The organism is Chromohalobacter sp. 11-W (assembly GCF_029889905.1).
GTDB lineage: Bacteria > Pseudomonadota > Gammaproteobacteria > Pseudomonadales > Halomonadaceae > Chromohalobacter.
Window position 1 is genome coordinate 18822 of the sequence record NZ_JARANZ010000011.1, and the last position, 24387, is coordinate 43208.

General features: G+C 57.4%; 23 protein-coding genes. 10 read left to right on the top strand and 13 right to left on the bottom strand.

Annotated features, from left to right (window positions below; all coding sequences use genetic code 11):
* The first annotated feature begins 78 nt into the window (after window positions 1–78).
* Window positions 79–711, top strand: coding sequence for a peroxiredoxin (locus OP494_RS14455; RefSeq protein ID WP_280541814.1), 633 nt, complete (start codon window positions 79–81; stop codon window positions 709–711).
* 373 nt (window positions 712–1084) lie between these two features.
* Here OP494_RS14455 and OP494_RS14460 read toward each other — a convergent pair whose 3' ends face one another.
* Together OP494_RS14460 and OP494_RS14465 are read right to left on the bottom strand one after the other, a co-directional pair.
* Window positions 1085–2104 carry a histone deacetylase family protein gene (locus tag OP494_RS14460; protein WP_280541815.1) on the bottom strand — a complete coding sequence of 340 codons (1020 nt, stop codon included), beginning with the start codon at window positions 2102–2104 and terminating at the stop codon, window positions 1085–1087.
* Between the two features lie 86 nt (window positions 2105–2190).
* Window positions 2191–3066, bottom strand: a complete 876-nt coding sequence (locus OP494_RS14465; RefSeq protein WP_280541817.1) for a DMT family transporter — start codon at window positions 3064–3066, stop codon at window positions 2191–2193.
* Window positions 3067–3276: 210 nt separating this feature from the next.
* Between OP494_RS14465 and OP494_RS14470 the strand changes: the two genes are divergently transcribed.
* Window positions 3277–3861, top strand: a complete 585-nt coding sequence (locus OP494_RS14470) for a gamma-glutamylcyclotransferase (protein ID WP_280541818.1) — start codon at window positions 3277–3279, stop codon at window positions 3859–3861.
* An 81-nt stretch (window positions 3862–3942) separates the two neighbouring features.
* Here the strand turns inward: OP494_RS14470 and OP494_RS14475 are convergent, their stop codons facing one another.
* The 3 genes from OP494_RS14475 to OP494_RS14485 all read right to left on the bottom strand — a co-directional run bounded on the left by OP494_RS14475 (window position 3943) and on the right by OP494_RS14485 (window position 7764).
* Complete coding sequence (locus OP494_RS14475) at window positions 3943–5808, bottom strand: TRAP transporter large permease subunit (protein WP_280541820.1); 1866 nt, start codon at window positions 5806–5808, stop codon at window positions 3943–3945.
* Window positions 5809–5890: 82 nt separating this feature from the next.
* Window positions 5891–6892 (bottom strand): TRAP transporter substrate-binding protein, encoded by a 1002-nt coding sequence (locus OP494_RS14480; protein WP_280541822.1) that lies wholly within the window; start codon window positions 6890–6892, stop codon window positions 5891–5893.
* 107 nt (window positions 6893–6999) lie between these two features.
* Window positions 7000–7764: an SDR family oxidoreductase gene (locus tag OP494_RS14485; RefSeq protein ID WP_280541824.1), complete on the bottom strand. Its 765-nt coding sequence runs from the start codon at window positions 7762–7764 to the stop codon at window positions 7000–7002.
* 250 nt (window positions 7765–8014) lie between these two features.
* Between OP494_RS14485 and OP494_RS14490 the strand changes: the two genes are divergently transcribed.
* Window positions 8015–8743, top strand: a complete 729-nt coding sequence (locus OP494_RS14490) for a GntR family transcriptional regulator (protein WP_246942041.1) — start codon at window positions 8015–8017, stop codon at window positions 8741–8743.
* Between the two features lie 50 nt (window positions 8744–8793).
* Here the strand turns inward: OP494_RS14490 and arfB are convergent, their stop codons facing one another.
* Together arfB and OP494_RS14500 are read right to left on the bottom strand one after the other, a co-directional pair.
* Entirely contained in the window at window positions 8794–9207 is a 414-nt protein-coding gene (arfB, locus tag OP494_RS14495; protein WP_280541825.1) for an alternative ribosome rescue aminoacyl-tRNA hydrolase ArfB, read from the bottom strand.
* 93 nt (window positions 9208–9300) lie between these two features.
* Complete coding sequence (locus OP494_RS14500) at window positions 9301–9474, bottom strand: hypothetical protein (RefSeq protein ID WP_280541827.1); 174 nt, start codon at window positions 9472–9474, stop codon at window positions 9301–9303.
* Between the two features lie 341 nt (window positions 9475–9815).
* Between OP494_RS14500 and OP494_RS14505 the strand changes: the two genes are divergently transcribed.
* Window positions 9816–10181, top strand: coding sequence for a hypothetical protein (locus tag OP494_RS14505; RefSeq protein WP_280541828.1), 366 nt, complete (start codon window positions 9816–9818; stop codon window positions 10179–10181).
* 11 nt (window positions 10182–10192) lie between these two features.
* On the top strand, window positions 10193–12235 hold the full coding sequence (locus tag OP494_RS14510) for a pyrroloquinoline quinone-dependent dehydrogenase (protein ID WP_280541829.1): 2043 nt from the start codon (window positions 10193–10195) through the stop codon (window positions 12233–12235).
* A 142-nt stretch (window positions 12236–12377) separates the two neighbouring features.
* Here the strand turns inward: OP494_RS14510 and OP494_RS14515 are convergent, their stop codons facing one another.
* Window positions 12378–12968: a manganese efflux pump MntP family protein gene (locus OP494_RS14515; RefSeq protein WP_280541830.1), complete on the bottom strand. Its 591-nt coding sequence runs from the start codon at window positions 12966–12968 to the stop codon at window positions 12378–12380.
* Between the two features lie 340 nt (window positions 12969–13308).
* Here OP494_RS14515 and OP494_RS14520 point away from each other — a divergent pair, with 340 nt between their 5' ends.
* Window positions 13309–13806, top strand: coding sequence for a tryptophan-rich sensory protein (locus OP494_RS14520; RefSeq protein WP_280541831.1), 498 nt, complete (start codon window positions 13309–13311; stop codon window positions 13804–13806).
* A gap of 91 nt (window positions 13807–13897) precedes the next feature.
* On the opposite strand, the gene OP494_RS14525 is transcribed toward OP494_RS14520, so the two are convergent.
* Entirely contained in the window at window positions 13898–14770 is an 873-nt protein-coding gene (locus tag OP494_RS14525; protein ID WP_280541832.1) for an AraC family transcriptional regulator, read from the bottom strand.
* Between the two features lie 181 nt (window positions 14771–14951).
* Here OP494_RS14525 and OP494_RS14530 point away from each other — a divergent pair, with 181 nt between their 5' ends.
* The gene (locus OP494_RS14530; protein WP_280541833.1) at window positions 14952–15785 is read left to right on the top strand and encodes an oxidoreductase; all 834 of its coding nucleotides are present in this window, start codon (window positions 14952–14954) and stop codon (window positions 15783–15785) included.
* 91 nt (window positions 15786–15876) lie between these two features.
* On the opposite strand, the gene OP494_RS14535 is transcribed toward OP494_RS14530, so the two are convergent.
* Window positions 15877–16371, bottom strand: coding sequence for a hypothetical protein (locus tag OP494_RS14535; protein WP_280541834.1), 495 nt, complete (start codon window positions 16369–16371; stop codon window positions 15877–15879).
* 263 nt (window positions 16372–16634) lie between these two features.
* On the opposite strand from OP494_RS14535, the gene OP494_RS14540 reads away from it, so the two are divergent.
* Entirely contained in the window at window positions 16635–17528 is an 894-nt protein-coding gene (locus OP494_RS14540; protein WP_280541836.1) for a LysR family transcriptional regulator, read from the top strand.
* A 301-nt stretch (window positions 17529–17829) separates the two neighbouring features.
* On the opposite strand, the gene OP494_RS14545 is transcribed toward OP494_RS14540, so the two are convergent.
* Window positions 17830–18294 carry an NAD(P)H-dependent oxidoreductase gene (locus tag OP494_RS14545; protein ID WP_280541838.1) on the bottom strand — a complete coding sequence of 155 codons (465 nt, stop codon included), beginning with the start codon at window positions 18292–18294 and terminating at the stop codon, window positions 17830–17832.
* 168 nt (window positions 18295–18462) lie between these two features.
* On the opposite strand from OP494_RS14545, the gene OP494_RS14550 reads away from it, so the two are divergent.
* Complete coding sequence (locus OP494_RS14550; RefSeq protein ID WP_280541839.1) at window positions 18463–18996, top strand: 2,4'-dihydroxyacetophenone dioxygenase family protein; 534 nt, start codon at window positions 18463–18465, stop codon at window positions 18994–18996.
* Window positions 18997–19792: 796 nt separating this feature from the next.
* Here OP494_RS14550 and OP494_RS14555 read toward each other — a convergent pair.
* Window positions 19793–20422 carry a LysE family translocator gene (locus tag OP494_RS14555; protein ID WP_280541841.1) on the bottom strand — a complete coding sequence of 210 codons (630 nt, stop codon included), beginning with the start codon at window positions 20420–20422 and terminating at the stop codon, window positions 19793–19795.
* A gap of 652 nt (window positions 20423–21074) precedes the next feature.
* Here OP494_RS14555 and OP494_RS14560 point away from each other — a divergent pair.
* Window positions 21075–22208, top strand: coding sequence for a diguanylate cyclase (locus tag OP494_RS14560; protein ID WP_280541842.1), 1134 nt, complete (start codon window positions 21075–21077; stop codon window positions 22206–22208).
* Between the two features lie 150 nt (window positions 22209–22358).
* On the opposite strand, the gene OP494_RS14565 is transcribed toward OP494_RS14560, so the two are convergent.
* Complete coding sequence (locus OP494_RS14565) at window positions 22359–24308, bottom strand: tripartite tricarboxylate transporter permease (RefSeq protein WP_280541844.1); 1950 nt, start codon at window positions 24306–24308, stop codon at window positions 22359–22361.
* Window positions 24309–24387 lie beyond the last annotated feature (79 nt).

Sequence of the window (24387 nt, forward strand, 5' to 3'; positions counted from 1 at the left end):
AGCGAAATCCATTGTTTCCCATGCCCTGGTTCGTGATGCGATGCTCAATGCTTCGCCAATCAGTGAAAGGAGGATGCCATGGCACTACAACTCGGCGATATTGCCCCGGATTTCACCCAGGACAGCACCGACGGAACGATCAACTTCCACGAATGGGCAGGCGATAACTGGGTCATCCTGTTCTCGCATCCCAAGGATTTCACGCCGGTATGCACCACCGAGCTCGGTGAAGTGTCACGCCTGAAGCCGGAATTCGAGAAGCGCAACGCCAAGGCCATGGGGCTCTCCGTCGACCCACTGGAGGATCACAAGGCATGGGAAGGCGATATCAAGGAAACCCAGGGCCATGGCCTGAACTTTCCGCTGCTGGCGGACGCTGATCGCAAGGTCAGCTCGCTGTATGGGATGATTCATCCCAACGCCAACGACACCCTGACGGTGCGTAGCGTCTTCATCATCGACCCCAGCAAGAAAGTGCGCCTGACGCTGACCTACCCGGCCAGCACCGGCCGCAACTTCGCGGAGATCCTGCGTGTGCTGGACAGCCTTCAGCTGACCGACAGTCAGAAGGTCGCCACACCGGTGAACTGGACCGAAGGCGACGACTGCATCATCGTGCCGTCGGTCGACAACGAGAAGGCCAAGGAACTCTTCCCGCAAGGCTGGGACGAGAAGAAGCCATATCTGCGCATGGTCAAGCTGCAGAAGTAACGTGCGCCATCTATAGCGCCGTACTCCCGATCGCCCGTGGCTTAGGCCACGGGCGATCGTCGTTTGGCGGGGCGCCGCCCAGTTGGGTGCCGCCCTTTCACCCTGCAAGCGCGCACCAGATACACCACCCGGTAGGTGATGAACAACAGCAAGATAGCGATCTTGAAACTGGCCTTGATGCGCATGGAGGTCTCGATTCACGTCTCGGTCGTCTTGTCTGACGACGAGTTAACCAGCGGGATGTTAAGAAACGTTGACGCCGAGGTGGGCAGCCGTACCCAATATCGACACCCGGCCCGCTAACTTGAGCGTGAACACCTCTTTTCTATAAAAAACTTCTTATTCAGAGCCTGTCGATAAAACCGACCCTTACTCAGCCTTGGGTCAGCCCCTCGAAAAAGCTCACGGCATTGGCTTCCAGACCCTCGAGGTAATAGCCACCTTCCTGCACCACGAGCGTCGGCAGATCGAGTTCGGCCACCACGCGCCCGAGCGTGCCAAACCCTGGCGTAGAGACCGCCACCTTGGCCTGCGGGTCTCGCTCATGAATGTCGAAGCCCAACGCCAGTACCAGCGCGTCCGGTTCGAACAACCGAATGGCCTGACAAGCCTCGTCCAAACGTTCGAAGAAAACCGCTTCAGAGGAACCGTGTGGCATCGGCAGGTTGAGATTGTAGCCTTCTCCCGCACCGTGGCCACGCTCGTCTTCGAACCCCGTCACCGCCGGATAGAAGTTAGTGGTATCGCCATGAATCGAGATGTACATCACGTCATTTCGTTTATAGAAGATTTCTTGCACGCCCTGTCCATGGTGCATATCGGTATCCAGCACCACGACGCGCGGATAGCGTGTGGTCAGCCGCTGCGCGGCGATGGCAGTGTTGTTGAGAAAGCAAAAGCCGCCGGCGGCATCGGCGCGGGCGTGATGCCCCGGCGGCCGTGACAGTGCATAGGCCTGACGTTCCCCATGATTGAGCGCATCGGCCGCGGCAATCGCGCTTTGCGCCGACCAATACGCAGATGCCCAGGTCGCCGCCCCTACCGGCGCACTGCCATCCGCCAGGTAACGCCCTGCCTCGGCCAGCACACCGCGCAAGGCATTGGGCGAGCGCACGAAGACATTGGACATGACCTCGTCGCCCCAGTCGTCTCCCAACGCGGCCCAGCGCCGGTGAGCGCTTTCCAGAAAGCGCAGGTACGGCAGATGATGCACAGCGCGAATCGCCGCCAGGCCGCTATCAGGCGGCGTGCGCACCTCGAACCCCAGCCGCTGAACGGCGCTCAGCAAGCCCTCGAGGCGCGCCGGAATCTCCTGAGGTTCACGCAGCTTACCGCGCGAAAAGTAGAGCCGAGGGTGATGACGCCACTGCTCGGTGTGAAAGAAGGTCTTCATGATCGTGCCTCCTGCGGGTCGGTCTCGATAACGCTGCAAGATACGCGCCGAGAATCACCGAAACCGCCTCGATCATGCCGGCGGTTTTATGTCGTGGGGCGCGCCTTGATGGCCACCTGCCGTTCATACAAGGCAATGGCGACGCCGCTGCCGATGATCACCAAGGCACCGATGAAGACCCAAACATCCGGCACTTCATCCCATAACCACCAGCCCAGCAGCACGGCCCAGACCATGGCGGTGTAATCGAACGGCGCTGCCAGCGCCGCCGGGGCGTAACGAAACGCCAGCGTGATGCACGACACCGCGCCGACGCCGAAGATGCCAGAGCCAATGAAGCCCAGCCATGCCACGCCCTCAGGCATCCGCCAGACGCCGGGCAATAGCATCGCACTGACGATCAGAGGCACCAGGGTGGCGTAAAAGACCATCGCCCACAGACTTTCCTTACCGCCGTAACGCCGCGCCGTGATCATCATCAGGGCATAGCACACCGCCGCACCGACGACGATCAACGCACCCCACTGGAAGCCCGCCGCGCCAGGACGCACCACGACCAGAACGCCGGCGAAGCCCACCAGCGAGGCAATGAACGGTAAACGCTCGACACGCTCCTTGAGCAGCGGCCCGGACAACAGCGTCACGAACAACGGCGCGGCGAAGGCAATGGCGGTGGTTTCCGCCAATGGCAGAAGGGTCAAGCCGGTGACGAAGCAGAACATCGTGCCGGCAAAGATCAACCCTCGCAGGAGATGCACCCCCGGTCGCCGGGTCTTGAGCTTTTGCCAGCCGCCGTTGAAACGTGCCAACAATGCGATCAGCGGCAGCGAGATCAAGGTACGGAAGAAGATGATCTGAATCGGGTCGTACGTGGCGCCTAGCCACTTGGAAATCGCATCGCCAAGCGCAAGGCACAATACCCCGGCGCACATGATCAAGATTCCCAGCAGGGACGGCGACATACCCACCTCCATGAAGAAAGACCACGCGGCGCCTATCGCAATGCGCCCCGCTACGTGTAATGGAAACGGCCCGAAGAATCGGCCCTTGAGCATAGCCGAATCGTATGCGCACCGCGATGGTGCAAAAAGAGGTATGCCGCATATCGGCACCAAAACGTGCATAATCGGGGATAGATTCCCGTTTATTCACCCGACGTACGCAAGAGAGTCATGACGCTCGATACCACCGCGATCAACCAGCAAATGACGCATTTCAACGACCATGAGGCGATCTGGCTGTTCGGCTATGGTTCTCTGATCTGGAAGGCGGATTTCTCGTTTCTGGAGAGTCGGCCGGCGCATATCATCGGCTGGGAAAGACGTTTCTGGCAGGGCTCGCACGACCACCGCGGCACGCCACAGGCGCCGGGCCGGGTCGCCACACTGACCGAACGCCCCGGCGCGGTCTGCCACGGCATGGCCTACCGTATCACCCAGGACGTGCTCGGCCCGCTGGATGTGCGCGAGAAGAATGGCTATCTGCGCGTAGTAACGCCGCTGCACTTCGATGACGTTGAGAGAGAAGAAAACGTCGAGGGCCTGGTCTACCTCGCCAGCGAGGACAACGCCGCCTTCCTGGGGCCGGCGCCGGACACCGCCATCGCCCGGCAGATCGCCGAATCTCACGGCCCCAGCGGCCCTAATCGCGATTATCTGCTCAACCTGGCCCAAGCGCTGCGCGAGATGGGGCATGACGACCCGCACATCTTCGCCCTGGAGCGTGAATTGCTCGCGTTACCTCCTCAGCCGGCGTGAGACGACACACCGGCCGACAGCAGGGTTACGGATTTAACTTGCCACGTAATACGCAAACCCCCATTTAGATAGGTTTTATGGTCATCCCCAAAGCTCCCAAAGACCTACCGTCAGGAACGGAAATAGACACAGCAGAACCACTACCACCATCGCCCCAGCAATAAATGGCACCACAGCCCTGAATACTGCTGAGGGTGAGACCTTGGCGATCTGTGATGAGATAAACACCAGAAGCCCCACTGGCGGAGAGACACCGCCGAGCTGCAGCACAATGATCATAATGATACCGAGCTGAACAGGGTCGACCCCAGCGTTGGTCATCATGGGTAAGAACAGTGGAGCGATGATCAGCATCGCCGGGGTCAAATCGAGAAACATCCCCGCAGCAGCCAAGACCACCAGCAGGATGATGAACAACCCAAGTTGACCATCAACGATGGTGCTCGCCCAAGCGACAATCTCCTGGGGGACTTGCTCGGCGATCAGCACCCAGGCGAAGGGCACCGAGGCGGCGATCAAAAAACCCACCAAGGCGGCGTCGGTCCCGCATTCGGCGAAGGCACGATAGAACTTCTTCCAGCCATATTCGCGGAATACAAACTTGCCGAGGACGAACGTCCAGATCAACGCTATGACCCCCGCTTCGGTAGCGGTGATAATGCCAAATCGAATTCCTCCCAGAACACCAACGGTAATGACCAGCACCGGTAGGGCACGCAGGAAGCTACGCCAAACATCGCTCCAGGGGGCTCGAGCAGTGGCCGTCTGGTACTGACGACGCACCGAGATCAAGTAGGAGACCCCCATCAGGACGCCCGCACAAAGGATTGCTGGCAGGATACCGGCCATGAACAGCCGAGCGATGGAGACATTCGCCACCGAAGCGTAAACCAGCATGGCGATCGCTGGCGGCACGACATTGGGAAGAATTGCCGATGAAGCCGTGACCGCACAGGAGAATGCCGGTGAGTAGCCACGCTGCACCATCTCGGGAACCAGGATCTTAGTGCTACTGGCAGCGTCGGCGCTCGACGAACCAGAAATACCTCCAACCATCAGGCTATTGAGTACGTTGACGTGGGCCAAGCCACCACGTAAATGGCCAACCATGCTAGAGGCAAAGTCGATCAGCCGCGTGGAGAGCCCTCCTAAATTGAGCAGGTAGCCGGTCGAAAGGAAGAAAGGGATTGCCAATAGAATGAACTTGGTCGAGCCGGTGACCATGTTTTGCACTATCGCTGGCGCGGGAAGAATGAACGATGCCGAGTTAGCCAGGAAGACCCCGAACATCAAAGAAAAGGAGACCGGTACACCAACCCCCAAAGCCACGAAGAATGCGACCAGCATGAGCAGACTAGGCGAAACACCCTGTAGCGGAGCAAGCAAGCCGTGGTCGAGACCAAGATAAAGCAGACCGGCAATAACCAGTGCCAGAAAATTGCGGACCAGGGTACGCGTGTTGTCAGCATCTCGGGCAAGCAAGAATACCAAGCCAATCAGGCCAAATACCGGGATGACCGCATACTTATATGCCTTAGGCCACTCCAAGCTGGCACTGACCCCACCGACCATCTCGGCAAGTTGGTAGCCGCTGAACATCATCATCATTACCGTCAGAGCCAAGATCAAGCTCTGGATGAAGCCCAGTAGGCCTGACGACCAACCCGATAAATTCTTGGTCAAAAAATCAGCGGCGACGTGGCGCTGCTGGCGGATACCTAACGCCGCGCCAAGGAAGATCAACCAAGTGAACGACCAAACCGCGAACTCGGCGGTCCACGAAAAGGCGTCATTGAATACATAGCGCGAGACTACGCCAGCGAATACGTCTATCGTCATCGCCAGCAAGTTGACGAAGATTAGCAGGCGGACCACCGACTCCAGCCCAGCAGCGGCGCGACCAAGACTCAACAAAGGCAGCGTGTGTGAAAGGCGATAGGCTGACATTCGATACGCTCCAGAATGGCAACGCCATTGAGGTGGAATAGAACGTGCGGCCCCGCCATTGTGGCGGGGCCGCTTCCAAGGTTCAGTCGGCGTTCTCAATCAGCGAGACGAGTGCCTTGCCGTCGGGAATTTTCTTGGTGTACTCCTCTCTGACGGGCTGCATAGCTTCTTTCCAAGGACCTTTATCATCGATCTCAATGATGGTCGCGCCATCCTCGACCGTCTTGGCTAGAGCCGCCTTATCATCTTGCTGACGCATAGCAGGCAGCTGCTCCTGAACTTCGTTGGCAGCCTTGGTGATCTCTTGCTGGTATTCCTCCGGCAAACGCTGCCACCAGCTTTGTGAAACCACCCAAGTCCCCATCGCATAAACGTGTCCAGTTTTCACGTAGTAAGGCGCAACTTCATAGAAGCGATTGGTAAGGTAATTAGTCGCTGTATTATCGAAGAAGTCGATCACCCCTGTTTGCATTGAGTTATATATCTCGGGAGCTGGAATCGGCGTAGGATTAGCACCAGCGGCCTTCCACATAGCAACGTGCAAAGGACTCTGGATGACGCGCATCTTTTTGCCCTTGACGTCATCAATCGAGTGAATCGGAGTGCTGCTCATAAGCTGACGGATACCATTAACCGAAAAGCCCATCAGATGAAACCCTTCGTCCTCGAACTTGGGTGCCAACTCATCAGTGAGGGGCTGGTTAATCGCTACCGCTTGTTCATCACTGTTGATCAAATAAGGAAGGTCAAGGACCTGAACTTCGGGCACCCAGGAAGTCAGCACCGAACTAGTAATGATGCCCATCTGTACGGAGCCGAGCCTAATGCCCTCTGCCGATTCGCTCTCCCCACCGAGAACACTGTTAGGAAACAGTTTAATATCGACATTGTCATCAGTTCGCTCACGCACCATATCGGCAAACTTCTTGGCAGCAACGTACTTAGTATTACCCTCTGGCACGTCAAGCGAGAGCTTGGCGTTATACTCGGCTGCCAAGGCCGAAGTACTAACGACAGAAACAGCCAATGTTGATAACAATGCAGTGAGTATTGGCAGGCGACGGAAGGAGTGGTTAATTTTCATGATACGCATCCTATTGATGTTATATTTTACATTTCAACGTGTAGGCTAGGAAAATTGTCATTGTCATGAGCAGCAGCTCTATTCGCTAACCTGTGTGTAGGCGTTCATCAAAGTACGGCGAGCATGCCGCCATCGACGTAGATAATCTGGCCATTGACATAGTTGGAAGCAGGCGACGCTAAGTACACCACCGTTCCGACCAAGTCTTCAGGCGTTCCCCAGCGCCGCGATGGTGTACGCCCAGTGATCCAGCCGTTGAAATCGGGGTCATCGACGAGCGGTTGCGTCATCTCGGTAATCATGTAACCAGGACCAATCGCGTTGGACTGGATACCATGCTCTGCCCATTCCGCCGCCATCGATTGCGTCAATAACCGTACCCCGCCTTTAGCAGCGGTATAGGCGCCTACAGTAGGACGAGCTACGGAGCTCATCAGCGAGCCAATATTGACTACCTTGCCACCCTGGCCGCGCTCTATCATTTGACGTGCGACATTGCGACCGAGCAAGAAAGCACTCGACAAGTTAGTGTTGATGACCGTATCCCACTCATTGCGAGTCAACTCGACCATCGGCTTTCGCAGTTGCATCCCCGCGTTGTTGACCAGGATATCAATATATACACCATCCTCCTTGAGGTTACCCAGGGCCTTTTCGATAGCGGCTTCGTCCGTAATGTCGAAGGAAATTTTCAATACATTGAATCCTTCACTGGACAGCGCTGCGTGGGCCTCATGCAGCTTATCTTGATTGCGCCCATGCAAAATGACTTGAGCCCCGGCTTGTGCCAACCCCCTCGCCATAGCAAAGCCAAGGCCACCAGATGAACCTGTGATCAGTGCTGTCTTGCCCGATAGATCAAAAATCGTCATAAGCCGCTTACTCCCTTGCATCAGGATAGTTAAAGCTGTTGAATAACCGCATCGTCACCCCTAATTTTCAAGGCTTCAGAAGGAGCATCACGGTCATTCCCCGAGCAGCCAAGGCTAAGGCATTCACCACATGCCACCTTTGTCTAACGCTGCTTTTATGCCCTTAGATTTCGTTGTCTAATAAGAAATATATCGCCAAATTTCAAAGTATTCCATAATACTTAAGATTAACGATGGACAGGTAAAAACAATGTCTGATACAAAAAAATCAGCAACTTACAGTAAGTCCCAGGGAAATCTGGCTTATGAGCGGCTTGAATCAAGCATTGCTCATATGGATATTCAGCCAGGCGCCTTCATGACCATGGCCGACTTGCAGAAGCAGGTAGGGCTGGGCCGCACCCCAGTTTTGGAAGCTACTCGCAAATTGACTGATGATACCTTGCTGGAGATGCAGGCAGGCATTGGGATACGCATCACTCCTATCGATCTGGCAAGAGAGAAGCGATTACTCAAGATCCGGCGTGATCTTGAATGTTTTGTACTTGAGATGGCTATTGAGAATGAAAGCGGTTTAGTGCGAAACCAAATGCACCATTTAATTCAAGCTTTGCACGAAGCCGAGTCGAATAATGACTTGCGTCGATTCAACGACCTTGATAAGCGGATGGATCAACTCATTCTTGAAGCCGCCAACGAGCCTTTTGTAGCACGCACACTACGACCATTACATACCATATTTCGGCGCTTAGGCTTTCTTTACCAAAGCCATTTAGGAGACGCCACCTCAATCAACAAGAACATACTAATTCACATTAAAATCCTTGATGCGGTCCTCAATCGTGACGTCTCCTCTGCTATCTCCGCCAACCATGAGCTCATGGACTTTATGCATGCAATGTTCGAACCGCTGGACCGAAAACTAGAGCCTTCATTTTTTGACGTCAGTATCAAGCCACTCAATGCAGACCTTTACTGATTTTCTGAAAGATTAGCCGGCGTGAAGCGCTCCGCCGGCTGACAGCGGTGTTACGTCTCTACCTTGCCACGCAAGGCCTTAGTCTTGCCCTTGCGGGTTTTCTTGTCGACACGGCGGCGCTTCGCGCCCTTGGAAGGCTGGGTGGGGCGGCGTACCTTGTGCTGCTTTACCGCGTCCTGGATGAGTGCCTTGAGACGCGCCAGCGCTTCTTCCTTGTTGGCTTCCAACGTGCGGTAACGCTGCGCCTTGAGGATGATCACACCATCCTTGCTAATACGCTGATCGGACAGCGCCATCAGGCGTTCTTTGTAGAACGGCGGCAATGACGAGCGGGGAATATCGAAGCGTAGATGCACCGCCGAGGCGACCTTGTTGACGTTCTGGCCGCCAGCGCCTTGCGCGCGAATCTGGCTGATATCGATTTCCCAATCGGCGAGCGTCACCGTATTGGAGATCCTCAGCATGGTGTAGCCCTCGTGACATGACACGCCGAGCACGACGCGTGAATGATGCGCGACAGACTACACTATTGGCGGCGCCTCGGGAGTCGACGCAACTTACAGGGATTCGTCATCTTGACGCTGTTTAGCGTTCAGTGTGGAAACCTTCGCCGTGTCGTTATGGACACTAACGTTTTGATTGGCCTCGCTTTCCGCCACCATGGAGAACGGCAGCAATGCAGAGACGACGATGGTTGCCAACATCGAGAACAGCTTGTTGAGTGCTTTCATGACCACTCCTGGATTTTGGTGGTGATGCGGCGTTTTGTCGCATTACACAGTTAGCATGCTAAAAGATTCACTGCGCGTCAAGCCCTTCTCGATCATCAAAACCCATGTGCCGCCTTGGGACACCTCCCTGCACAAATTCGTTAGCAGAAAAATAATTTTTAAAACAAGACCACAAAAGTCCTACGTTTTTTACTAAAATGGGGCCGAGAGCTACGACCAAAGACGTAGCCACGGCTCAACCATTTCGCTCATACCCTTTGAGCTTGGCGCTATGCCCCAGCCCAACGGCGGAATAAAAGAGCCAGGTGATCATTCCTGTCCCACAAGGAGACAACAACGCCATGCCACAATCTCGTTCGCAAAGATTGGGCGCCATTGTGCTGCTGGTAGCCTCGATCGTCGGGTTTGCCATCGCACTCTATGCCTATTTCACCCCGCTGACCGGGGTCAATGGCACGCTTGGCGCGCTTGTCGCCATCCTGGCCAACATCGCCCTGGCCGTCATGGCGCTCATCTTGCCTGCATTGAAAGGGAACGCCGCGCGTAACGTATGGCGCGTGCTGATTTTGCTGGGCCTGGCCGGCACCTTCTTCGCAGCCCTCCTCCTACACCAATGGTGGATCTGCGTGGCCATGGTGGTCGGCCTGATCGGGCTGATTCTCGATGTGGCCCTCGCGAACCGCACCACCCGTCCCGCCCATTCATAAGGAGCCGCCCCATGCCGACATTGAGAACCACCGCGCAACGCCTGGGCACGGCCACGGCGCTGGCGCTTTTCCTGACGCCGTTGCCGCTTCTGGCGCAGGATCAGGACGCCGACCAGGACGCCTCGAGTGCACAAGAGGGCGCGACGTCGCAAGCTTCATCCCAACAAGCTTCGTCCGAATCGATACCGCTGGTCCCCGGCACGCCGACCTGGGATAGCTTCCACGGCCAGCTCAACGCGCAGAAGTACAGCCCCCTCGACCAGATCAACGCCGACAACGTCGGTGACCTGGAAAAAGCCTGGGAAGTGCACACCGGCGATGTCTCCGATGGCTCCGGCGACCTGCCACCCACTGTCTGGTCCGCGACGCCGGTCTTCGCCAACGACACGCTCTATATCGGCACGCCGTTCTACCGCATTCTCGCGCTAGACCCTGCCACTGGTGAGCAGAAGTGGAGCTTCGATACCGAGTCCACGCTTGAAGCAATGACGCAGCCCGCGCTCAAGAGCCGCGGTGTCGCCTACTGGGAAGCGGATGACCCGGTCGAAGGCGAGTCCTGCCAGAAAATCGTCTATCTCGGCACCATGGACGCGCAGCTCTTCGCCGTCGATGCCGACACTGGCGAGAAGTGCACCAGCTTCGCCGATAACGGCGTACTCGACGTCAACCAGTGGAACGACACCCACGCTAAGTGGCCGCTGTCGCTGCTGCAGCCACCGACCGTGGTCGGCGATCACCTGATCCTCGGCTGGGCCGGCAAGGACTGGGCGTTCGAGCAAGCGCCTCCCGGCACCGTGTTCTCCATCAATGCCCGCACAGGCGAGCGCGAATGGAGCTTCAACGCCCTTTCCGAAGAGATGCGTGAGAAGAGCGGTACCGCCAACGTGTGGACGCACATGTCCGCCGACGAGGAAAACGGCCTCGTGTACCTGCCGATCTCCTCGCCGTCGCCCAACTACTGGGGCGGCAACCGCACCGAGGAAGCGCCCCTGGCGACCTCGACCACCGCGCTTGACGTCGATACCGGCGAAGTCGTCTGGTCACGCCAATGGGTCCACCACGACGTCTGGGACTATGACATCAACTCCGCGCCAACACTGATGGACATCACGGTGGATGGCGAGGAAATTCCGGCATTGATCCAGGCCACCAAGCAAGGCTTCCTGTTCGTCGTCAACCGCCTGACCGGTGAGGACGTCTGGCCGATCGAGGAGCGTCCGGTACCGCAGGGTGATGGCTCCGTCAAAGGCGAAGAATACGCGGATACGCAACCCTTCCCGACCAAGCCCGCCCCGCTGCTCGACCAATCCGAGAAGCCGAAGATCTGGAAACTCGCCGATGTCGTTGGCGGTGGCCAGTGTTCCAAGCTCTGGGACAACCTGACGTATGAAGGCATGTACACGCCGCCCACCACCAAGGGTGAAGGTGCACTGGCCTATCCGGATAGTGCCGGTGGCGTGCAATGGGGCGGTGTTGCCTTTGATCCCGTCAGCCAGACGGCCATCGTCAACACCTCGCACATCGTGCAGACCATCAAGCTCTATGATCGCGAGGCCTACGAGAAAGCCGATAGTGGCTCGGGCAACGAAAGTGGCTTCTCACCGCAGACAGGGGCGCCTTACGGTATGCGTCTCGAAGTGGCACGTAACTGGCTCGGCATGCCGTGCTGGGAACCGCCCTTCGGCGAAGTCGTGGCGCTCGACATGAAAACCGGTGATGTGAAATGGCGTCGTCCGATCGGCTCCTCGCAGCAGTACGGCTTCTTCATGCCTGAAAGCTGGGGTTCGCCCACCATCGGTGGTCCTGCAGTCACGGCCGGCAACCTGGTCTTCATCGGTGCCTCGATGGACGCCAAACTGCGCGCCTACTCGCTCGACAGCGGCGAAGAGCTGTGGGAAGACCAGGCCGAAGCGCCCGCCGTCGCCAATCCCGCCGTCTACGAGTATGAAGGCCGCGAATACGTCGCCTTCGTGGCAGGCGGCAACTCGATCCTGAAGGATCAGGTCGGCGACCAGGTCGTCGTCTACGCGCTGCCGGAAGACGAAGACGAGTAACATCTGACGGTCAGCGGTAGAAGGCAAGATAGCAGTAACGTAGAAAGCAGACGGGGTGGGCCCAAATGGGCCCACCCCGTTTTTATTGGCTCGCGTCTTTGTGGTCAGATCTTGTAGCCCCGACCAACAGGCTATGAAACGTTCACGCCGATACAACGCCGGCCAGATGTTCATAGAGCACGGCAACGCCAATGGCGATGAGGATCAGGCCACCCAGCACCTCAGCCCACTTGCCGACGACGGTGCCAATAGCACGACCGAGCAACGTGCCGCAGGTGACCATCAAGGTCGTCGCCAGGCCGATGGCCAGGGAGGCCACGACGATGTTGATATCCGTCAGCGCTAACGTAATCCCCACGGCCATGGCGTCGATGCTGGTGGCCAGGGCTGTGACGGCAATCAGCCATATGGACTTGTCTTCCTGCCGGGGGCCGGCCACCTTTATCGCATCGGCGCCGCCTTTCTTTAATCCTTCCCAGATCATATGCCCGCCCAGCAACGCCAGCATGGCAAAGGCAATCCAGTGGTCGATACCGGAAACGAAGCGCATCGCGACATGGCCAAGCGCCCATCCCGCCAACGGCATGATCGCCTCCACCACGCCAAACACGAGCCCTATGCGTAGCGCGCTGATGAAGCGTACCTTGCTCAGCTCGGCGCCCCGACCGACGGAAGCGGCAAAGGCGTCTGTCGACATGGCGAACGCCAACAGAATCAACGACGCAGGATTCATGTGGTCTCCATAATGCACAGCAGGCGATGCTGAGAACGCATTTTCACTCCCTAAACCCGATTATTTTTGTCAACTTTTCAAACAGCCTATACCCGACACCCCTGAATAACAATAACTACCTGAAAATAAAGCAAAAATTAACCTAGATTGATCAGTATCGTGGCGGTTAATACTCTGCGAGCATGCTTCGAATGAATAACCAAGGTTTAACAATCCCTTGCGATTTATAGGGAAAAGCAAACGCACTGCGACGTTTCAGCGCAATATCTGAAAAACGCTTGGCATATCATCGCCATATCGCACATTCTGAAGACCGTTTCGACGGGGAAGGGATACCGCCATGCAAGCATTTTCGACTCGCCACCAGGTTCTCGGTCTGATCGGCTGGCTGGTGGTCAGCTTCATTACTGCCGGAATCGGCGCCATCGCATCAGTGGATGCCACGCAGTTCTACGCCGAACTCACACAGCCCAGTTGGGCGCCCCCCGCCGGCGCCTTCGGCCCAGTGTGGACAACGCTCTTTGCCTTGATGGGTATAGCTGCATGGCTGGTCTGGCGGGAAGGCGGCTGGAAACGGCAACAAGGCGTACTGGCGCTGTTCATCGTGCATCTTGCTATCAATGCACTCTGGAGTTGGCTGTTTTTCGCCTGGCACCAAGGGGCGTTGGCGTTCGTCGAGGTCATCCTGCTGTGGGGCATGATCCTCGCCACCCTCATCGCCTTCTGGCGCGTGCGGCCGTTGGCCGGCCTACTGCTGGTGCCTTATCTAGCATGGGTGTCGCTGGCCACGGCGCTGACCTACACCGTCTGGCAGCTCAATCCGCAGTTGTTGGGGTGAGCATTCTCCAGTCTCAATGAGAAGATACGTATATCGACGGCGCCGCCGGCGGTGGCAGCTCGAAAGACGAGCGCATCCAGGCAACTTCCGCTCAGGGCGACCGCTCGAACAGCCTTTTGAACTCCCGGCTGAATTGCGACGAACTTTCATACCCCACATTCGTTGAGGCGGCGGCGGCCGTCATCCCATTTCGGAACATCAGGAGTCGTGCCTGGTGAAGCCGGACGGCCTTCACATACTGCATTGGCGACGTCTGGGTCACCTGCCTGAAATGGGCGTGAAAGCTAGGCACACTCATACTGGCGTCATGGGCTAACTGGTTGACGTCCAGAGGCGTCGCATAGTCCGTGTGAATGCGGCGGATGGCACGTGAGATAAGTCCGAAATTCCCCTCCATATCCAGTGCGGCCCGCATGGCCCCTCCCTGAGCCCCGGTTAGTACGCGGAAATAGATCTCGCGCACCATGGCCGGTCCGAGAATCCGGGCATCGTCGGGTGAGGCCATGATCTCGAGAAATCGGGCCACGGTGTCGCTCAGGGCTGGCTCCATCGCCGATGACAGCATCCCGCAGGGTGTCGCAGAGGCCGGTATCCCCCCTTCTTCCAGCTCGAGTAGCAAATCAGCCGCCAGCGGTATATCGAGATGCAGATAAATCGCTAGCAGCGGATTCTCGGCACTGGCATCGGTCTCCATCGTGAACGGAACGGGAACCGAGACGGCTAGGTAATGCTGAGCATCGTAGACGTAGGTTCGGTTGCCCCAGTACCCCCGTTTCCGCCCCTGACAAACAATGACGATGCCTGGATCGTACAGCACGGGGGTTCTAGCCAGGGGGCGGTTAGATCGCAGGAATCGCACGTCCGGTAATGCCGTCAGGTTGTAGCCTTCCCGAGGTGCCATCTGGTCCAGCAACGTTACCATGCGTCGTTCACGTGGACTGTTATCGATGGATTCGGTACTCATGACATTGGAGCCTGATAATTTTGTGCCCTCATTCTGCGTGATTCGTGCCTATAAACAATCCCACCTATAGAAATAGGCAATAAACTCAGAGGATCTCGCGTTCGATTCAGGAACCAGGCGCCCTAGGATGGTTTCGCCTCCCTGACGGGAAACATCGACCACCCAGACCTAGAGCAATGTCATGAACCAGACCAAGACGATCCTCATCACCGGCGTCAGCAGCGGATTCGGCCAGGCCCTGGCGGAGACAGCATTAGCCGCCGGCCACAAAGTCATTGGTACCGTGCGGCAAGCCAGTGCAGCACACGCGTTCGAGAACCACGCTTCCGGCAATGCCTACGCACGTCAACTCGACCTGACAGATACACCGGCCATCGCCAACGTCGTCGAAGACATTGAAACCACCCTCGGCCCCGTTGACGTGCTGGTCAATAACGCCGGCTACGGCCACGAAGGCATCCTGGAAGAATCACCCACCGATGAGATGCGCCGGCAGTTCGAAGTGAACGTTTTCGGCGCGGTCGAAATGATCCAGGCGCTGTTACCGTTCTTTCGGAAACGTCGTGCCGGGCACATCATCAATATCACGTCGATGGGCGGCTTCATCACGATGCCCGGCATCGCCTACTACTGTGGCAGCAAGTTCGCGCTCGAGGGCATCTCCGACACCCTGAGCAAAGAGTTGGCACCGATCAATATCCACGTCACCGCCGTCGCACCGGGCTCATTCCGGACCGATTGGGCGGGCCGCTCCATGCGCCGTTCCCCCCGGCAGATTGCCGACTACGATGCGCTATTCGACCCTGTCCGGCAGGCCCGTCTGGAAAAAAGTGGTCAGCAACTCGGTGATCCCGAGAAGGCGGCCAAAGCCATGCTGGAGATTATCGAGTGTGATACACCGCCTGCTCACCTGCTGCTTGGAAGTGACGCGCTCAAGTTGGTACGGGGCCGTTTATCCGAAATGTCGCAGCAAATGGACACTTGGGAGTCTCTGACTATTTCGACAGACGGTTAATCTTAGATGGGGGCTTCGCCGCCAAGGCAAGGCCAATCCTGTAGCGGTCGGATTGGCCATTACATATCACGAGGCGAGCCATGGCTCACTTTTAGGCCATGGCGTTTTTGATGCCTTCAATAGAGACCTCTGTTCTCATTTTTAGCGTCGTCGGCTCAAGCTCTTTTTCAGACAGGCAGTTCAGCCAGGCTTGCTGAGGCTCAGCGCAGAAGAACCGCTTTATTCCATCACCCAGAAAGTTTTCTAGATCAACATGATCATCGGGATATAACAGTGCAAATGCCTTTTCTGCCTCACTGACATCCGACACCTCTCTCGCCGTGCACTTCAGGTAGAGACACATGAGATTGTTGGTCCCTCGCGCGCGCGTCGAATCATAGAAGGTCATGAAGACCGAGCTATTAAAAATGATATTCTTGGAATGTTCCGCCTGAACCCAAGACGACCAGTAAAAGTTTAAATTCATATCCGGCAATGCGGTGACGGGTGTATTCCATGGCACATCGTTTTTCGACGTCGCTATATTGGAATAAAGGTTGTTTTCAAGAATGCCCGCTGCCCGATTGGCTAAGTCGATGTCGTTCATCACAGTCTCCCATGTTGGATGGTTCCATGGCCGTGGCGCCCCTGCATGCCACGGCTGAGGAGGGATCAGTACCAGACCCCGACGAGCACGGCCGCTCACCCGCAACACGACCATGAGCAGTCGGTACGTGCGTCTAGAGGCGTCGTGTCTTTGCTTTGCCGCAAGAACAGCGTACGCACAACGTCCACTTCCCTGAAAGCGATTTATCCTGATACTTGTTATCGTGTTTAGAGATAGCTTCTTTTCTGGCGGGGAGACACGGCATGCAACTCAAATCGTTACGCCTGTTCATGGCCGTGGCCGAAACCGGCAGTTTCGTGGCCGCCGCCGAGAAGATGCATACGGTGCAATCCAACGTGACAGCCCATCTCAAGAGGCTCGAGGAAGAACTCGACGCCCAGCTCGTCCATCGAACAGGCCAGACGCGCCTGACCTCTGCCGGGCGAACGCTTATAGCGTATGCCGAGCGCATGCTGTCTGCGCATGATGACGCGCTATCGCACTTCAAGGGCAGCGATAAGACGCATGGCCAACTGCGGATCGGCGCCATGGAAACCACGACCGCGTTACGGCTCCCACCGATCCTCACGGCGTACCATGCCGTCCACCCCGAGGTCGATATCACGCTACACACGGGCTCCACCGCGGAACTCATCGAGATGTTGATGGCAGGCCACGTCGACGGCGTATTCATCGCGGGAGGTCTCGAACATCGCCGTTATCATCTGCTCAAGGCCTTCAGTGAACGCCTCGTGCTGGTCGGCCCCCAACCCATGGCCGCGATGCCCACCTCGGAGGAGCTGATGGCTACCGCCTTCCTCGCGTTTCGCCAAGGCTGTAGCTATCGCCAGCGCATCGAGCTGCTCCTGGCCTCCCATGGCGTCAACGCAGCACGCATCTTCGAGTTCGGAAGCCTGGATGCCATGCTCGGCTGTGTCGCCGCCGGAATGGGCTATACCGTGCTCCCTTTAAGCACGGTCGAGGCCCATCAGCACCGCTTTGGTATCCACTACCTGGCCTTGCCGACGTCCCTGGCGGAAATCGACACCTACTTCGCCGCGCCAGAACCCGCCACCTGGACGCCCGCCCTGGCCCGCTTCGTCGACACCGTGCACCAGGCCACAAACATGCCCGAACCGCAGCCCATCGAATCCTGATATCCGCCAACGCGAATTGTCATGGGCCATTCACGTTCACGGCCTCGGCGCCGACTGGCCACGGCACTGATCTACACCATCTGGCTGCTCAACCCACAATTGCTGGGGTAAGGCCAACTCTCGGCAGGGAAGCACCTTACTGGAAAGCCGGCTGACGTCGCATTGGTAGGATGGCCTAGAATGGTGGGGCTCGGTGCTCACGCTGGCGTTTACTCGCTTCGATCCACCATGTCAGATCATCCGCAAACCGGCCAAACGCACGTTCGAAGGATTTCCCGGCGTCCCCGACGGACATGCCGTTCTAATCCAGCGTATTGGCAATCTGGCCAACCGCGACCGTGCTGGAAATGACCACCATACCCATCTCAGCTAGAGTGCCGTGCCAGGCCAGATTGGCGTGAGCACCGCCGAGGCGGCCGGCCGAATAGCTAACGATACCGGCCGGACGCCAGAACCACTCTTCCAGAAAGTGATCGGTCAGGTTCTTCAGCCCCGGCTGCATGCCCCAGTTGTATTCGCCTGTGACGAAGATGAAACCATCGGCCTCGCGAATCTTGACCGCCAGTGCCTCCATCGGTGCCGGCGCCTCGCCCTCGGGATACTCCTTGTACATGCGATCCAGCATCGGCAGACCGACGGCCTTGGCATCGATCAGTTCGGCATCGGCGCCGCGATTCTTCAACGTCTTGACGATATAGTCGGCGAGCCGAATGCCGGCGCGGTCGGACCGGTAGGAACCGTAGAAAACAAGAATACGATCAGCCATAGGGAAGCACCTCGAACGCGAAGGGTGAGTGGGCAGACAAGCCCCTTCAGAGTAGCGCCGTCGAGGGCAAGCCACCACGATCACTCCCTCATGCGAAAGCCTACTTTATCTCCCGCCTAGAACCGGGCATCACTGTGCATGACAGCCAACAACGCACAGGAGCCTGACATGCCCACCCACGCCGCCACCGAATTCTGGAAGGACCTCGCCCCCATCACCGAAAGCTTCAAGCCCGATGCCAGGCCCGAGGTTCACATCGCCAACGCGCCCACCGAAGACGAACGCTACTACGTGCCGTTTTCCGAGACCGTCTCGTCCCGGCCGCTATGGATCTCACCCTCGCAAAACCGCTGGTGCGACGTCCTCATGGCCAAGGGCGCCGGACTGGTCAACCGCCACTACCACCCGCATGAAGTCTTCGCTTACACCATCTCCGGCAAATGGGGCTACCTAGAGCACGACTGGGTCGCCACCGCCGGCGACTTCATCTACGAAACGCCCGGCGAAGGCCACACCCTCGTCGCCTACGACCACCCCGACCCCATGCGCGTATTTTTCATCGTCACCGGCCCACTGATCTGGCTGGATGAAAACGGAGACTCCTGCGGCCACTTCGACGTGCACGATTACATCGCCCTTTGCCGCGACCACTACGCCAAAGTCGGCCTCGGCGCCGACCTGGTCGACAGCCTCTTCCGTTAATTGCCGGTTTTTAAGATGAGCACCGCCACGCCGCTGCTCATCCCAGCGGCGTGATTTTTTATGCGGCTTTGCTACAGTTAATGTAGCGTTAGGTGTGGGAAGGTTACTAACTGGAAATGATATGGAGTAGAAATGTCAGAAAGGCCGTGAGCGTATCCATCCATCTTATAAAGCCGTCACGACGTTAGAACACGATCGTCCTTTCGCTGACCACTCAATAGTGCCAATAAAGGAGAAATCTATGGGAATCAAACCAGGCCCAAAAAGAACTGCCGAATCAACTGGCAAGCCAGATAAGCGTCAACGGGATAATAAAAAGACTCCCGGGAACACTCCCTCACTTAAGCCTCACAAGCACAAGAAAGGAGACTAATAAAAGAATAACCGCACCTAGCCTGCCACAAGGATGTGGACTTCCTCCGACCTTTAAACAGTACCCTCTGTATTCCCGCTCCCAGCCGATCCCCGGCCTCACGGTTGGGGCGTGGCACCTTTTCTCCCCTCACTCGTCGTAATCGATGGCACACGCGGACCAGGCCTGGCGCGTAGGCATGACTTCCAGTCAGTTGAAGTTGATGTGCGGAGGAAGCGTAGCGACACACGCACGCCGGTACCGCAAGCGACAGCGCAGGCTATAACTGAACTGTTTGACGAAGGCCGTGAAGGCGCCGCAAGCATAGCTGCCTGAGTACGATCATTGGACGACGATGGAGCCGACCCCGATCAGCGTAGACAGCAGCCCATCGGTTACATTGACCAGCCCCGTAACGTTGGTATCGATCGTGGTGTGCCGCCATCACCTCCGCGGTTGAAGATCCTTGGTAGCCAAGAGGGTTGCCGCGAGGATCATCAGCCCACCACAGATCTTGCTTACGAGACCGAACGAGTAACGTTGAAGCGCGGCTGCCGCTCGAATGCCCAACCAGCCCCATAGCAGGAGGATTACTCCATCAACCACGATATAGGTCAGGCCAAGAATGAGAAGTTGCGGTAGGACCGGGCTGCCTGGGTCAATGAACTGAGGAAAGAGGGCACCGAAGAACACGACAGCAAATGGGTTGGCCATGGACGTTATGAAACCCTGCCGGAAGAGGCGAAGCGAAGAGCCTGTGTCACTGACAGCGACCTTTCGTCCCTCTTCCTTCGACAGGATGAGTTGAAGCCCGATCCAGATGAGATAGGCCACCCCGAACCATTTTATCCAGAGAAACGCGGTTGCAGATGTCGCAATGATCGCTGCGAGACCGAAAGCTGCGGCGATCATCTGCAGGCAATTGGCGGTCAGGTCCCCACAGGCCGTGAATACGCTACGCCGCAAACCGTGTCGGATGCTATTCGAGATGATTAGCAATTGGCTGGTATCAGTAGGGGTGGCAAAGAAGACCGCCACAGCAGAAAGATAGACCAAGTAGGTTTCCAAAGGCATCCGATGCTCTCCTCAGCAGCAATGAAATACTATGCCGATTACCTATGGCAAAGTCCACGCTGTCACACCATATAGGTATCAGGCGGTTCCTGATGCCGCTTGCCTCCCCACGTTATTGATTTTGGCTGCGACATCAGTGTCCATCCGATATGCATCCTACAGTGCTTTCAAAACTTAATGTGCAAGACGGTCTTCTATGCCACTTTGAAGGCCTCCCAGCCCGGCCAGTGCAATCGACTCCTGGGACCCCGCAGCCGCTCTGAAGATGACCTCAGATTGCCCAGCGGGCTGATCTTATATAAAGAAATTGCGTGAATCTTTCTGTGTATGGCAACGGCCTGTTTTTTACAGTAGGTTACAATGACGATTCGACACGATACGCCGTATGAATGGCGATAGGGGATCGTCATCTAGCAAGAGGCTCCTCTGGAGCCCGCTGCGGAAGAGAAGGACTGGGCTTGCTCCGTACTGACGAACCATGAGGCGTTATCGCAATCGCAGCCTGGTAGGCGGCTATCGAACTGTTTTCGGATAGTCGAAAAGCGGCAAACCGCTGGTCAAATCATGGGGCAATGGGGCTGTGTCATCATTACAAACGCAACATCGTGTGCATTGGCTGACTGGGCAGTTTAGCGAATATAGCAGGGAATCGATGTACCGCAAGTCCATCAAAACGAGCGTGCGGTTTGAGTCCTGCCTTTCGTTGATCTTGGTATCCCTGGTCTTCGGAATGTTTGCTATTACTGACTACCATCTTCTCGGCGTATCCAAGGAGTATTATTTACTCATCACCATGCGCATCGTGGTGGTGAGCCTCTGCCTTCTCCTGGCATTCATCATCGGACGCTGGGGCAGCTACTCCCGTAGAGCCTGGCTGCACGCTCTGCCGCTCTGGATAATTGCGACGGGGATCATTTTAATCGTTCCCTTGCGCCCCGAAAGCCTCTTCACTCAGATAACGGCGGTGGTGGTCGCCACCATGGCTTTCTACCTTCTGATTCCCAATCTGCTGACGGTGGCGATGTTTGCGAGCCTCTATTTGAGCATTGGCTTCCTAGTCTCTGCAGTGCTGTTTGCGGAGATTGCACCAGTGGTGACGCTTCGCCTGGCGCTGCTATTGATTATGACTAATGTAGTGGGCTTCTGTGCCTTGCTGCGTTTGGAGACCTTGCAGCGCAAGCAATTTGCACTGCTGCACGAAGAGCGTGACCAAAATCGCCATCTACTCAAGGAAATAGCGCATCGAAAGTCACTGGAAGCACAGTTGCGCATGGTTGCCGAGCGGGATGCCCTGACAGGACTCGATAGTCGCGGTCATTTCATGAAGCGGGCCGAGGCGCTATTACAGCGCTCGCGATTGGAAAAGATGCCGTTCAGCCTTTTCATGATCGATGTGGATCATTTCAAGAGCATCAACGATACCTGGGGCCACACTCATGGGGATTGGGTGCTGACCAAGATCGCGGCGGTTTGTGCGCAATCGCTCCGCCCCACTGATGTGATAGGGCGCTTCGGCGGTGAAGAGTTCGTGGTGGCCCTGCCGGACACCAGCCCCGAGGACGCTCAAATCGTGGCGGAGCGCTTGAAGAAACAAGTCGCCGAACTGCCGTTAAAAGAAGAAATGAGCGAGTTGTGCCTGAGCGTCACCATCGGTATCGCTTTAGCACACACTGAAGAGGCCGACCTCGAGTCCTTGATCACGCGAGCGGATCAGACACTATACGTTGGCAAGCGCAACGGCAGGAACCGGGTAGTGATGTGCCGCGAGGGGATGGAAGAGGAATAAATGCGCTTCCGTTACGGTGTCTTTTCCAGGAGCAAGGCCAGGCGCTTGTGATTTAGGGCGGCTGCGTCGTGGGGCGCCCTTGCAGAGTTCGGTGGTGAAGTGCACGCGGGTCAGACCGTTGACCCGCGGAAAGTGTATGACAGCGCTGCTTCAGCCGAATAGCCAGGGATCGACCAGTCCGCTCGGATAGGTCAGAGTCAGGAACTCGGCCATGCCTGCCAGAAAGACTGTCACTCCTAGCGCCATGACAACCGCTACCCAAGGCTTGAGACGCGCGATGGCCAAGAGGAAAACGAGGCAGAACAGCGTCGCCGCCGTGATGAATCCCAGTAGCTGTATGGCACCGACCAGAGCGAAGAAGCCTGCCAGCCAGAGCCCTTGCAGGCCGATAGCTTGAGGCTGCCATTGAGGACGGTGCATCAGGCAACGCGCGATCTCCATGAGGCAGGAAACGGTGAGGATCGCGATGGCCAGCCGGGGCATGATGCCGCCTATCAAGGTCAGGTCGGCCACATCGAGCCAGGCAACGATTGCCGTCCCCAGCAAGGCGGCGAAGAGCATCACGTCGATGACGCCCAGGGAAGGAGGCTCGGTGCGGTCCGTAGAGGCAGCTCCAAGCGAGGAGACCTGGCGCCGCTTGATCCACAGCGAACGCAGCAAGGGAATGAAGAGAGCCGCCAGGATCAAGGCACCGATGATCAACACACCAGGGCGCATGAAGGCATTCGTCCCCTGAAACTGCACCGCCTGATAGAAGTAACCCTCCGCTCCCGGCGCCAATACGAAGCCGATAAGAAAGGCAGGGCGCGACCAGTTCGCCTGCTTGAACAGAACGCCCAGGATGCCCACCGCTCCCAGAGCGAGAAGGTCACCCATGGAACGCGTGGCCTGGAAAGCGGCGAACATGATCAGCACCGTGATCAGAGGTGCCAGTGTGGCGAAAGGGACTCGGGTCAGGCTGGCGACGGGGCGTGCCAGCACCAGGCAGAGCGCGGCCCCCAGGATATTGGCCAGGGCCAGCGACCAAATGATGGTGTAGGTCAGGTCGAGATGCGTTTCAATCATGCCGACACCCGGCTGCAGGCCGAGCAATAACAGCCCGCCGAGGAACACCGCGGCTGTCCCCGAGCCCGGTACGCCGAACAGCAGGGTCGGCACCATGGCCCCGCAAGCGCAGGCATTGTTGGCGGATTCGGGGGCGATCACCCCGCGAATATCCCCCTTGCCGAATTCGGACTTGTCCTTGGCGCTCTGCACCGCATGGCCATAGGTGAGCCAATCGACCACGGAGCCGGCCAAGCCAGGAATCGTGCCGATCAGGCTGCCGATAGCGGCGCAACGCGCGACGAGGCCTCGTTGCTCACGAACATTGCGGATGCCTGTCCGCCAGCCTTCGCCGAGTTCACAAGGCTCTTCGGCGATCGAACCGCGTTTAACGAGTAGATCGACAATCTCCGGGAGAGCGAAGATCCCGAGCCCCACCACCACCAACGGCACGCCATCGTAGAGATAGTCGAGCCCGAAGTTCATGCGAAACTCACCGGTTGCCGGCGCCATACCGATGGCCCCCACCAGCAGGCCCAGGCCACAGGCGGCGAGTCCTTTGAAGAGGTCGCGCCCGGAGAGCACGGCCACCATCGACAGGCCCAGCAGGGTCAGCATGAACAACTCGGAGGAAGAGAACGATAGCACCAGCGGACGGGCGATCAAGATAAAACCGGTCAAGATGACGGCACCGATGATGCCCCCGATCATCGAGGACAGAAAGGCACTGGACAGCGCACGTGCCGCCTGGCCACGCTTGGCCAGCGAGAAACCATCGATGACAGTTGCCTGGGATGCACTGGAGCCGGGAATCCCCAACAGTACCGAGGCAAAGGTATCCCCGGTGGGAATCACGGCGACCAAGCCCATCAGCATGCCGAGGGCCGCGGTCGGTTCCATGCCGTAGAGAAAAGGCAGCAGCAGCGACATGCCGGCGATGCCCCCGAGGCCGGGGATAATGCCGACAACGAGGCCGACCAGCACACCCAGCACCATGAAGAGCAGATGGGACAGTGTGAAGAGCTGTCCCAGGCTTGAGAGAAAGATATCGAGCATGGCGTATAGCTCTTATTTTGTGTGACCGGTTGAAGCCGGGAAGACCGGTCCCAGTGAGACCGGCACATCCGGCTGCGCG